Origin of the sequence: Shewanella sp. SM23 (assembly GCF_025654295.1) — a bacterium.
Taxonomy (GTDB): Bacteria; Pseudomonadota; Gammaproteobacteria; order Enterobacterales; family Shewanellaceae; genus Shewanella; species Shewanella oncorhynchi.
This window is the reverse complement of the sequence record NZ_JAKKRM010000018.1, coordinates 56,530-69,315: the sequence shown is the minus strand read 5'-3', so window position 1 is coordinate 69,315 and position 12,786 is coordinate 56,530. Positions and strand designations below refer to the sequence as shown.

General features: G+C 45.4%; 9 protein-coding genes. 1 reads left to right on the top strand and 8 read right to left on the bottom strand.

Going from position 1 to position 12,786, the window contains the following annotated elements:
* Nucleotides 1-116: 116 nt before the first annotated feature.
* The 6 genes from nagA to L5L98_RS18345 form a co-directional block, all read right to left on the bottom strand.
* On the bottom strand, nucleotides 117-1,271 hold the full coding sequence (nagA, locus tag L5L98_RS18370; RefSeq protein ID WP_263142756.1) for an N-acetylglucosamine-6-phosphate deacetylase: 1,155 nt from the start codon (nucleotides 1,269-1,271) through the stop codon (nucleotides 117-119).
* A gap of 189 nt (nucleotides 1,272-1,460) precedes the next feature.
* Nucleotides 1,461-2,459, bottom strand: a complete 999-nt coding sequence (gene nagB-II / locus L5L98_RS18365) for a glucosamine-6-phosphate deaminase NagB-II (protein WP_219252032.1) — start codon at nucleotides 2,457-2,459, stop codon at nucleotides 1,461-1,463.
* A gap of 17 nt (nucleotides 2,460-2,476) precedes the next feature.
* A complete protein-coding gene (gene nagK / locus L5L98_RS18360; protein WP_263142755.1) occupies nucleotides 2,477-3,412 on the bottom strand; it encodes an N-acetylglucosamine kinase in 936 nt (311 codons plus the stop codon).
* A 222-nt stretch (nucleotides 3,413-3,634) separates the two neighbouring features.
* Nucleotides 3,635-6,433, bottom strand: a complete 2,799-nt coding sequence (locus tag L5L98_RS18355; RefSeq protein ID WP_219252031.1) for a family 20 glycosylhydrolase — start codon at nucleotides 6,431-6,433, stop codon at nucleotides 3,635-3,637.
* A 28-nt stretch (nucleotides 6,434-6,461) separates the two neighbouring features.
* Nucleotides 6,462-7,949, bottom strand: coding sequence for a methyl-accepting chemotaxis protein (locus L5L98_RS18350; RefSeq protein WP_263142753.1), 1,488 nt, complete (start codon nucleotides 7,947-7,949; stop codon nucleotides 6,462-6,464).
* Nucleotides 7,949-8,962, bottom strand: coding sequence for a substrate-binding periplasmic protein (locus L5L98_RS18345; protein ID WP_131525463.1), 1,014 nt, complete (start codon nucleotides 8,960-8,962; stop codon nucleotides 7,949-7,951). Before L5L98_RS18345 ends, L5L98_RS18350 begins: the two co-directional genes overlap by 1 nt.
* A 495-nt stretch (nucleotides 8,963-9,457) precedes the next feature.
* Here L5L98_RS18345 and L5L98_RS18340 point away from each other — a divergent pair, with 495 nt between their 5' ends.
* On the top strand, nucleotides 9,458-10,369 hold the full coding sequence (locus L5L98_RS18340) for a sulfite exporter TauE/SafE family protein (protein ID WP_263142751.1): 912 nt from the start codon (nucleotides 9,458-9,460) through the stop codon (nucleotides 10,367-10,369).
* Nucleotides 10,370-10,515: 146 nt separating this feature from the next.
* Here L5L98_RS18340 and L5L98_RS18335 read toward each other — a convergent pair whose 3' ends face one another.
* Entirely contained in the window at nucleotides 10,516-11,169 is a 654-nt protein-coding gene (locus L5L98_RS18335; RefSeq protein WP_263142750.1) for a putative 2OG-Fe(II) oxygenase, read from the bottom strand.
* A 26-nt stretch (nucleotides 11,170-11,195) separates the two neighbouring features.
* Nucleotides 11,196-12,725 (bottom strand): tryptophan halogenase family protein, encoded by a 1,530-nt coding sequence (locus L5L98_RS18330; protein ID WP_263142748.1) that lies wholly within the window; start codon nucleotides 12,723-12,725, stop codon nucleotides 11,196-11,198.
* Nucleotides 12,726-12,786: the final 61 nt, after the last annotated feature.

The following is a 12,786-nucleotide window of genomic DNA, read 5'->3' as shown; positions in this document are numbered from 1 at the left end:
ACGGTACAAAACTAATACTGAATAAAATTAGTGCTGTACAATAAAAAAACTTAGCCCCTGTCATCAAAATACGACAAGGGCCAATTGTTACACATCACCTCAACTACGAAAGCAATTTAAGGGTGTCCCCCTATTGTCTGTCCTGAATAGACTGCCCGTCCCGCAATGTAGTTTGCCTGCACTTTATTCTGCGCATCGAGCAAAACAAAATCAGCCCTATGTCCCAGTGCTAAACGGCCAGCTTTATGCTCAATCCCGAGGAACTGTGCGGGATATAACGCCGCCATTCTCAAGGCTTCCGCCAAAGGTAAACCTAACAAGTTCACCGTATTATTGACAGCAGTCGCCATATCGAGCACACAACCCGCCAGCTCACCAGTCACGGCATTTAATCTGTCGCCGACTCTCAGCACTTGCGTACCGAAGAGCTCGAAGCTAGTCTCACCGTCCATACCCACAGGCGGCATAGCATCGGTGACTAACATCATTTTGCCCCTCGGTTTTGCCCGTAGTGCGACCTTTGCCGCCGCGGGATGCACATGGTGACCATCGACAATCAACCCACACCAAGCGGTTTCACTCTCTATCGCCGCGCCAACCATGCCCGGCTCACGGGAACCCAGTGGTGACATCGCATTATAAAGATGGGTAAAGCCCGTCGCGCCTGCCGCTAATGCTGCAATCACAGTATCGTAATCGGCATTAGAATGGCCTAAACACACCTTCACGCCCGAAGCAACGAGCGTGCGGATCACCTCTGACGACACATTCTCAGGCGCAAGCGTGACGACTTTAATCCCCAGATCTTGACGACAAAATACCGCGAGTTCAGCATCGGTTATTTCGCGAATAAAACCCTGCGGATGCACGCCTTTTTTAGGCACAGATAAATGTGGCCCTTCAAAATGCACCCCTAAAACGCCAGCGCTACCTTTGACTAAAGCCTCGGCCACTGCATCGGCCGCATTGGCCATCACGCTGACATTATCGGTGATAAGCGTAGGTAAAAATCCGGTCGTGCCAAAACGCGCATGGGCACGGCCGATAGTTTCAATGCAATTAACACTCGGATCGGCATTGAATAACGCCCCGCCGCCACCGTTCACTTGTACATCGATAAAACCTGGCACCAGCGTTCCGGCTTGGCGGATTTCCTTCGCGCCAACAACCGTATCAAACGCCAGAATGTGCCCGTCTTCAACAGTAACTGGCACATCTTGATGGAAATACTCACCATCGAAAATACGCTCGGCGATCAAGGTGATTTTCATCGCAAACCTCTTTCAATAAATAACACGAGTGACTTAAGTCTTAAATTAAGTTCACTGCGAGGGCTAAGCTGCACGAGCTAAGCTGAACAGGTTTAATCGTGAGCTGCTTAATCGTGCAGCTAAAAGTCCGCTAAATCTAATCCGCAGCACCTAAACCTCTTAAACTTTGGCCACTTAAAGCTCGGCGGCTTAGAGCGTTTGGGTCACTTTTTTAAGGCCTGCCGGTTGATCGGGATCGATACCGCGGGCAATCGCAACCGCAGCCACATCAATATAAAAACGCTGTAACAAGGCTAACGGCGCCACACGTGGGTGAATGTCAGTAGAGGTTTGATTCAGATGCACTAAATCGGCGCCGCGTTGGCTCACATTTTCAATCTGTTCGATATGGCTAGCGTAAGATTCATCGCCAATACACACATCGACGATAGTGAGTTTTTTCTCGACTAAGGTCACAGGACCGTGGAGGAACTCGGCGCTACTGAACGCTTCGGCATGGATTGAACACACTTCTTTTAACTTAAGCGCAATTTCCTTGGATACTGCATAACCTAAACCACGGCCGAGTACGACTAAGTTTTTCACGTCGGCAACGGATTCTGGCGTGAGCTGCGGCTCAGCGTCCACCGCCGTTTGCAGCGCTTGGGGTAAAGACGCTACGGCGCTAGCGAGTGATTCGCTTTGAGTCCAGGCGGCGGCGAGTTGTAAAATCGCCGACAACGTTGCGAGGTAACTCTTAGTCGCAGCAACGGCTTTTTCTTCACCTGCACGTAAAGGCACAACGACATCGGCGATATCTTTAATCGGTGCACTTTCATCATTCACTAAGGCAACACAGAAAGCACCGGCATTTTTTGCCATACGCGCCTGCGCCAAAATGTCAGGGCTACGGCCAGATTGTGAAATCACAATGACTAACGCGCCTTCGAGTTTCAAGGTTTTACCATACACACTCGCCACTGAAGGTGCGGCGGCGAAGGTCGGTACACCCGCTTCAATTTCAAATAAATATTTAGCGAACACTCCCGCATGATCCGATGAGCCGCGACCTACTATCATCACAAAACGAGGGGCGAAGGCGCGCAGTTTCTCACCTAACTGCTGCATGATGTCAGCGTTAGCTTCTAATTGACCCGCAATTTTTTGCGGTGCAGTGCGTGCTTCTTGTTCCATAATAGTGTTTGTCATGTCTTTTACCTTCACGTTCAAATACAGGATTTGGCTTCAGTGCCTATTTGCACTGACAACGACTTATTAAATTCTTGCTGAGCAAAATACATAGCACCGAGTTCGGGTGGTGCTAAGGTTTCTGAAATTTTGGCGACCACATCGGCACCGAGCCAGGCTTGTAAAGGCTCTGCAAGGCCACCGATCATCGAAAAACGCACCGGATTTAGGCTAAATAGCTTACGCGCCATGTCGCTAATATAATCTGCGCCCTCTTGTACTATCGCCGTCGCGACCGCGTCACCTTCACTGGCGCAATCGAGCACACTTCTGGCTAATGCGGCATAGCAACTTGATGATTTACCGGCTAGATTTTCGACAATGCCGAGCGCATCGGTGACGTTAAAGTAGCTCAGCAGCATATCGGTTAATCGGGTTGGTACGGCAAAGCCATCGAGTGCTAACAGCACGTGTTCCGCAGCTTTTAATCCAAGCCAAGCACCGCTGCCCTTATCACCTAATGCAAAACCATAACCGCCAATACTCAAACTGGTATCACCAACATGGGCATAACCGCAAGAGCCTGTACCCGTGATGATCACCGCGCCATCGGCACCACGGTGGGCACCAATACAAGCCGTATGCAAATCGGTAGTGACATACATGGCTGCAAAAGGATGCTGCCAGTTGATCACGTCTTGATATAACCGAGGGACATTTACGCCAGCAAGACCAAGACCCGCCACCAGCAAGTGACTATCGCTCTCGTTCATGCCCGCATCCAGCAACGCCAGGCGAGTCGATGCTTCAATGGATTCAAATGTTTGTGTGAGACCATGCAGTGGATTTGCGCGTCCAGCAACACCTGTCCCTAAAACGGTACCGTCTGCGCAGTAAATGGTGGCTCGACATTTACTGCCGCCGCCATCTACACCTATAAACAGTGGTTGATCTTTTGTCTGGACTAACCCCATGACACCCCTCTTCACCTATCAATGCAGCGCTACCGTTGCTTATTATTTGCCGTTAATACAGCGCTCAACTTTAGTTAACTCAATGTTACAGCAAAAATGACAGCGTTGTCATTTAGTTTTTTAAGTGATTTATGATCTAAAATCAAATTTAGGCAATCACTGACACAGAAAAACAAAAAGGCTGTATTTTATCTTTAAAATACAGCCAGATATAAAAACGATTTAGTTAACGATTAAACTTCGGCCTTTACGAATACCATCGGCCGCAATGGCTCGGATCTCAATTGGTGCAGTGACCGACAATCCCGCTTGATAAGCTTGCCATTGGCCATTGAGGCTACGGTATTCGAGTTTAAGGCCGGGATAGGCAATATTGGCAAACAGTTTACCGTCACGGATCTCGGCGCCGACCGTCGGTACGCGATAATCAATCCCCGCTTTATCTAGCTTGATAAACTCTTTGTGGCCCAAGGTATTCGCAAGTTGTTGCCACTCCTTTGCCTGTGCATCACGCATGGCTAAGGTAAAAGCCCCAGAGCTTTGGTTATACACAGCGCCTTGATACTGATAAGGCACTTCCCACGCAGCTTGATGCCAAGCACGCTCAGCCAGCATCAACAAACGCGGAAACACCATGTATTCAATCGTATCGTCACTGCGAATCGACTCACTCCAAACCTGCCCTTGCAAGCCAGTAAAGGGTTTGCCTTTCTCCCTTGGACCCGAGACTTTGTTACCCGCCTCATCAAATTTTATTCTGTCATCCGCTTCGAATGGCTGATTTTCAATATCGGTCCATTGCTCGGCGTTAGCGGCTAAATTATCAGGCATAAAGCTAAAGACTTTATGGCTATTGGTCGCGCGGCTCGCCCAGTAATAACCATGCTCTTTAGGATCGGCCTCATAGGGGAAGTCAAAGTACAATACCTCAGGATTAGAAAGTATGGTTTCCCAGCCGAGATTCGCCTGCTGATTGGCGCGCGAATGACCTTTGTGGGCAATCACATCCCAAATATTAGACTGCACCTTAGCGGGCATATTCTCAGGGCGAACATGGCTCATACCATCGCTCCATCCTGCTGCTTCAATGCCTTTTGCCGCTAACATAGTCGAAATTCGTTCAATAAAATAAGCGCCTAAGTCATCTATCGACTTAACGCCTTTATCGTTATTGGCGACAAATGCTAAACACTGCGGAGATTGTTTCCAAGCTCCCGCCGTTTCATCGGCACCAATGTGGTAACGCGTCAATGGTTGACCCGCGGCTTGGTGTAACTTGGCAATTTCATCAATCACTTTATCGACAAAGTGATAAGTCGATTCCATGCAGACGTTAAGCGTGTTGTCGTCGTAATATTGCACTGAAGAATAAACCGTTTTGTCGTTTTCATCGGATAACAAATATTGCTCAGCTGCAGTGGTTTTCCCTTCAGCTTGCAATTGACGAGCGCCCGCATCTAACGCTTTTACCGCTGTGTTAGCTTGATTTGCCGTTTCCTGCACAGGGACAACCTGCACTTTGCCCGTGTTTTGAAGCTCTACGTCTTCAGCCTGTAATCGACGAAAACGCGCATCCATCGCTTTAATCGCGGCGCGGCTATGACCCGGCATATCCATTGATGGGATCACTTGAATTTGACGCGCCTCGGCATATTTCACTATGTCGATATAGTCTTGTTTAGTATAGAAACCATTAACGCTCGACTCCGCAAAAGGACCACTGCCCAGTTGCGGTAACAGACAGGTATTTTCAGCAAGATCATGACAACGTTTACTACCGATGTCGGTCAGCTCAGGTAGCCCGTCGATTTCGAGTCGCCAACCTTCATCGTCAGCCATGTGTAAATGCAGTTTATTGAGCTTATAAGCCGCCATTTGGTCGAGCAAATCCAGCAACAATTGTTTGCTGTGGAAATTACGTGCCACATCAATGTGCATACCACGAAACGGATAACGTGGGCTGTCTTCAATGGTCATGGCATTCACTTTCAGCGAATTCACATCCACAAGGCTTGCTAATGATGACAAACCGTAAGAGAAGCCCGTCGCATCATTGGCAGCGATCACAATTTCAGTTGGCTGAATATCTAAGCGATAACTGCCCTCATCCCCTTTTTGGCTGGCAAATTTCACGATAATGCCACTCGCAGATTCAGCCACACCCAGGCGAGCTAAACGTGCCACCGCTGCCGCAACTTGACTCTTTTGCTCTGGGTTATCTTGCTGATATTCTAGCTTAATACCACCAGCAAGGGATACTGGTGTATCGGTTGAATGGATCTTCACCTTTTGTGGCGTTGGGATAATGGTATCCACAGCCAAGGCGGCATCTTCACTCACGCTTTGATTGTCTTTAAATAATTGCGCGGCATCGGCTGGCGCGAGTTTATCCGTTTCAGTGCGTTGATATTGGGTTTTAAAATTCGTAAACCCTTCAACATACGGACGCGTCTCTAAACCCGTTTCGGCATCTTTACCCACTTGAGTGCTGGCGATAATGACGGGTTCTAATCCTTTTGCTGCGAGGTAATAGTTTGGCATAGCGTCGGTTTCAGCCAATTGCCACGGCTCACCACGGAACGTCAATTGCTTTTTCTCGCCCTTAACAAATCCCTTAAAAGCAGCCGTTGGCGTAATACGATGCAAATCGCCTTTAACGTGCGTTATCGTCAACTCACCGCTTTCAACCGATTGCACTGGGCGCATTTGGCTTAAATAGATTTCCCAATCTTGGCTGGCTAAATCCATACCGGACACGAAATCAATTTGAGCGACAAAACAGCGACCATCGGCTTTATCTTTTAGGCACTTATCGTCTGGCACATTGGTCACAACACGGTAAGTTACGACTAACGAATCCCCGAGTTGTTGTAACTGCGCTTGAGTTAATGCGTCCTGAGCTTGCTGTGTTTGAGCCACAGCCTTATCGGCTGACGCCGCGGAAGGCGTCACAGGCGCCTCGGAACAGGCCGCTAATCCTAAAGCCAGTAAAATGGCGCTTGCTGAAAGTGTTTTTTTCATGATTATCCTTATCTAGCTCCAGAAATGGCTACAATCTGAAGGAAGTTACTAACGTCCGCAGTCTTTCCCCTTGGTGAAACAGTCGCTCGCTCGAGTGCGCTAAGTGCTCGCTATCGAGTGAGGCTGAACCTGAGACATTGGCAAGATCATTTAACGTACGAGAAATCGCTTCGGTGACGCAGGTTTGCTCCTGTGCCGCATGGGAAACTTCGATGTTCATATTACTGATATTTGAGACTAAATCAGTCACTTTAGTAAGCACTAACTTAATTTCTTCTGAGCGGTTAACGCCCTGAGTTGAGAGGGCTTGGCTCGCTTTCATCACAGTGACCGTTTCGGCCACTCGGCTCTGGACCTGCTGGATCATCTTCTGGATCTCACCAGTGGCTTGTTGAGTTCGGCTCGCCAGCGTACGCACTTCGTCGGCAACCACAGCAAAACCGCGCCCTTGTTCACCCGCCCTCGCCGCTTCAATCGCAGCATTAAGCGCCAGTAAGTTGGTCTGTTCAGCAATACTGTTGATGACTACAACGACTTCATCAATCTTTTGCGTTTCTTGCTGTAACTGTGAAACGAACAATGCCGAGCGAGCTAATTCAGATGCCAGTTTACGAGTAATGTCTAATCCCGAATCGAACTGACGCTGACTGTCATCGACCGCTTTATCGGCCTGACTCGCCGCGTCCGCGGTGCGTTTCGCATTAATGGCGACTTCATTGGCACTGGCGCTCAGCTGAGCTACAGCCGTCACTGCCGCCTCGGTTTCTTTTAATTGGGTTTGCACGCGATCATTATTGGTTTGCGACAGTGACCCCAGCGCTTTGGCATCACCCAGTAATTGCCCTGAGGTTTCGTGCACTCTGGAAATCGTGCCGTGAATTTGCTCAACAAAACCATTAAATGCCTTGGCAAGCTGACCAATCTCATCCTGACTCTCAACGGGTAATCTGTGGCATAAATCGCCGTCACCGCTGGCAATTTCTTCCATAGCACGGACCACATTCCCAAGTGGATTAATCACTAAACGTTTAAGAATAATGAAGATAACAAATAAACTGCCACCGAGAATTAACAACGCCTGCAAGAAATAACCTAAGAGTAAATCTGACAACTGAGCGCGAATAGGCAACATAGAAAACTGAATAGCCAATTGGCCCGTTGGGTTACCTTGATCAGCAAATTGAATTTCACGTTTCACTAGATACTCATCGGCCACTGTTTGAGCCTGTTGACTCTCGGCTAACACTTTACCGCGATGGTCACTCACGACAATATGATAAATTTGCGCAGATTTAAGCATCACAGATAGCACTGCACGGATCTGCTCATAGTCGTAGGTGAAGATGGGCTGCGCCATAGTGACTTGCAAATTGGCGACGGTATTTTCTTCGAACTCAGTTTCACTGGCGGCCAATTTATCGCTCGCCAACCAGTAAGATGCACCGAACAGAACGCTAACAATCATAAAAATCGCTGCCGCTAATCCAATCTGTACTTTTAAGGCTAATGTTTTCATTATTTTGCACCTTGCATACTAAAAAGATCTAACCATAATTCTGTGCGTTCTATTGGTGTTAATGGACTTAAATCAGGTGTATCAAGACGGATAATCACCCTTTGTTCAAACTTAGCCTCACGGTACAGCTGCTCAATTTTAAGCTCGCGATTAAACATCTCATCAAAAGAGCCGTCGCTTACCATACTTTCAAGCCCGGCTAAAATGGCCGCAGCAAGTTCGGGGCGCTTAGGGGAAACAAAGAAATAAGCTGGCGAGCGATATTGCAGCAGGATATGGCTATCGACCTTAAGTGCGGGATCGGGGTGATTTGCGAGTTCTTCGCCAATTTCCTGGGCGCCGAGGGCAAGATAATCGAAACGCCCGCCTTCTAACATGGGGTATAAATTGGTGTACTGATAGCTAGTGACGACGGGTAATCCATTGGCTTCTAAAATCGTGGCATCGGGCCAATAACGATTTTGCCCCGCCTTTAACTGCCTAAAATCCGCCATGGTTTTCACATTAGCAAATCGTGCCTCATCCGATTTACGGATAATCAGCAGCCGATTACCGAGTAACCCTTTAAACAATGGAATGCGCACGGGAAGCACTGTTTCTTCCAATTCTTTTGAGGTCATGCTCCAAAACACGTCGACAGTCCCAGCGAGTGCTTCTTCAACCTTGCGCTTTTGATTCATTTGAGTCGACATTTCTTGCGCTTGATAACCCGAATCCGAGCGCCGCAGTGCTTCATCAAGTAACTTTAGCAACCATTCCTGCTGTATCGCGGTGGTGATTGTTTTTGAAACCTGTGCAGACGATTTAGACACATCAGAATTTGAAGCTAAATTATTTGTGGCTGTGTCGGCAGCAAATACAGCAAAAGAGGAAAATGCCGAAAAAAACGCTAATGCTATTATAAACAGGGGGATGCAAACCGTTCTTCTTGTCATGATGAGTGCGACATGGCCAATGACACTCGACATGCCAATTGCAATGACACGCATCGCAGCCGTTAAATGAATCGCCATAAATTGCAGCCTCTTTTATTATCTGGTTTATACCAGTGAGTTTTATTTATCTATGCCGCTAACGTTCAAGTGCTGAGGTAGGCAGTTGAGTAATACCGTAAAAACATCCTAAAAAAATGGCTGGGCACTGCTTACAGTACCCAGCCCACGCTAGTTTCTGGGGAGAGACTATCAAAATATCAAAGACAAACGTATCGCCGCCCGACAGCAATACTCCTGCCAAACACATGATAAGGAGACCTCATCCTCTCATGCAGACCTTACAAACAACGCGTCACACAAGCAGATGACAGCGTTGTCATTATTAAAGTACACAAGAAAGAACAGGATTTCTACATTTTTTTGACAATTATTGTTATTTTTTATGAATAGACATAATTAATGCAAATTATTCAAATACTTAAAATGTTTATTTTATTTATTCAAGCTTATGTGACAACGCTGTCTTTCATTGATAACATAGCGATAACATGACAAAGATCACGGTAGCTATTGATGAATCCCATTAACACACTTGTGCCCAATAATACCCAGCCTGCTCCGCGCTTAAATCGGTATTACCTAAACCTCAGTTTGGTATTACTACTCTGTGGAGCTTGGTTATTTTGGGCTAACCATTTTCATTCGCTATTTGATCTTATCCAAGAATATGGACGCTTCGTTTTTCTAGGAATCACAGGAGCGATATTTGCAAACTCGACGGGAGCTGGCGGTGGAGTCATCTTTATTCCGGTATTTTCGAGCCTCAACTTTAGTGAGTCTCAAAGTGTCTCGACTTCATTTATGATCCAATGCTTTGGCATGACAGCAGGCGCGATTTCATGGTCACTGCATTATAAAAAGCACCACCGAGAAGATGATGCATGGTCTGGTTTTGTAAAAGCATCATTACTTACCGCCTTCTTTTCTGTCTTAGGTTTCTGGAGTAGCCAATTACTACAACTCAATTCGCCCTCTTCGCTACACACCAGCTTTAGCATTTTCTCGATAGTGCTTGGTATCGCCATCATTATCAGTAGCAAAAGTAGCACACAAATCACTCGCTCTATAATGCCGGTCGATTTTCTTTGGCTCGCTCTCATTGGCTATTTCGGAGGTATTATCACAGCTTGGTTATCGGTAGGCGTCGGTGAATTAGTCGTCATTTATCTCATGATAAGGGGACTATGCGCCAAAATGGCGGTCGCCACTGGCGTTGTTGTTTCTGCGATTACAGTCTGGTCGGCAAGCCCTATCCATATTTTTTCAACAAATAGCCATGCCCTCTTTGAGCTAGTGTTATTCGCAGGTCCTGGCGCCATTATCGGAGGATTACTCGCTCGTAAATTAGCGCTCTTTCTCCCAGTAAAAGTATTAAAACTCTTTTTCTCCATTTGGATCATTTTGACGGGAGTTGTTATGCTATAACATATTTCTTACTGAAAGTTATAAACACAAAAAGTTAAAACAAACAATATAAATAATAAAAAAACCAACCCAGAAAATAGTATTTAATTATTAGTTTAAATACTACTCACTCAAATAATACACTAGAATAAATCTTGATTAAGTTGCTATTTATTTAATGGTGGAAAGCCAACTTCAATAACTAAGCATGTACGTGGTAAGTGACTCTTGTGTACCGTTGTTCCATGTAAAAATCTTGCGTCATGGCACACAAGTCGTCCTGTTTTTGATTTGACAAGATATTGTTTCTCAGCAGGATATTCATAACAATGATTCCCTCGCATAATGTTGTTATCTCTATCATTAATAAAAACCAAATCGGCACTTTCATCTGGCACATCTGTATAATATATTGCGACTAGATGAGGAATCGTCCAGTCATTATTAGCATGTCTATGGGCAATTGCATCACAATTATACTCCATCCTATTCGCCCAAGTTCGGTGATACTTAAGCTTCTTTACATCACGAGTATTATGGAGCCCCAATAAAATAGCGGATTCAAATATACGTCTCAGAATCCAATCCCCTAAAGGGTTAGTTTTGAAGTTTAATAATTGTGGAATTGGATGGGTTTTATAAAGATGTGCAGTTGATAATGCCCGTCCTCCTTTCGCATCAGGAACGTTCCCTTCATTGATCACATCAAGAAGTGAAAACAGAAATTCAAGTGTATTGTATGTTTCGCTTTTACCATCAAAACTATCATATTCATCGAAATCAAACACACAAATAGCTTGTTCAAATACAGGAACTAACATTTAACATCCTCATTACTATCGACTTACTACTTAAGCGTCTTACTTTCAACAGCGCGCATTAATCCTTCCAACCATTCTCTATGATTTAAGAGTAACGTTCCAGCTCGCCCTACTAAGAGGTCATTATCAGAGAAAAGTGTCTCACAATGTTGGATTTCTTGCTGAGATAAAACTGAATGATTCGTTTTAAATTTCATTCCATATAGAACATACAAAAAATTCTTATTATCAAATAAATCAAAACGACTAAAAAAGTCAGACTGATGCGGAGGACGTAATTTGAATCTAGCTAAGCGCTGTTTTAACTCAAATGAAATAGTATCCTCTTTTTGATTCTCTAACCAAAATGATGAATCTTTCCGGTCAGAAATACAATAGTGCAACTTAATGAAGTCAACAACACGCTCCCAAACATACGTAATAACACTATTATAATATGAAGTCGAGACGCTAATATCTTCTATAGTTCGAGGAAAATGACGAGCTAACAGTTCAGCAGAAAAATCGGAAACTAATATAGATGTCGCCTCAAGAGGCTCAAGAAAGCCTTGGGCCAGTCCTAAAGCAACACAGTTTTTATGCCAGAACTCCTTCCTATAACCAATCTCCATCGGAATTTTCCGCGGCTTGAATTGAGCTTTATCGACTTGTAAGTAATCGGCATATAACGTTAAAGCCTCCTCATCACTCATGTGCCGACTTGAGTAAACAAAGCCAGTTCCGCGACGCGTAGTGAGTGGAATATCCCATATCCAACCAGCCTTATGGGCAGTTGCAGTTGTATAGGGATTGATATTTTCTTTATCATTCAGAGGCACTTGCTGCACCAAAACAGTATCCGTCAGTAACTCGCTTGATTTACTTTCAAAAGGAACTTTCAGTGCTTTATCAATTAGGATTGAAGAAAAACCACTACAATCCACATAAAAATCAAAAGCTAACGATGAATTATCAGCAGTGATTAAATGTGAAATCAGTCCAGCTTGATCCTGTTCAACTCCTACAATGGTGGCAAATTGATGCTTAACATTAAACTTTTTTTGTGCGTTCTTTGCCAATAACCCAGCAAACTTTAATGCATTAAAATGATAGGCGTAAGATAAGGCCCCATCATAGTCTCCCGAGCCTTTACGCTTAGGGGATAAACCTAAGTCACAAATCCTTGCCTGAATGCCAACATCATCAAATGGACGTTGACTCGCGTGAGAAACCCAGTAACTTGAGACATCAATACCTGCAGGGTAAGGGGCATCGAAAGCATGATAGTAATGGTTGTCTCCATGCTCGTTTTTATCGAGCCAATTAACAAACTTGATCCCTTGCTTAAAAGTCGCATCGCAAGTCAGCAATAGCTCTGCTTCGGAAATGCCAAACCGCTTCAATCCCTTCGCTAGATATGGAACACTTCCTTCACCTACACCGATTGTTGGCACATCTAACGACTCAATCAAAGTAATCTCTATTTCAGGATCATGGCACAACTCTGCCCCAAGGTGATTTGCAGCTAACCATCCAGCTGTTCCGCCCCCTATAACTGCAATGCGTTTGATTTTCATAGTGTTTATTAACCTATAAAAAAGCCCAGTCAAGACTGGGCTTTTGAGTTAAAACAAAGTG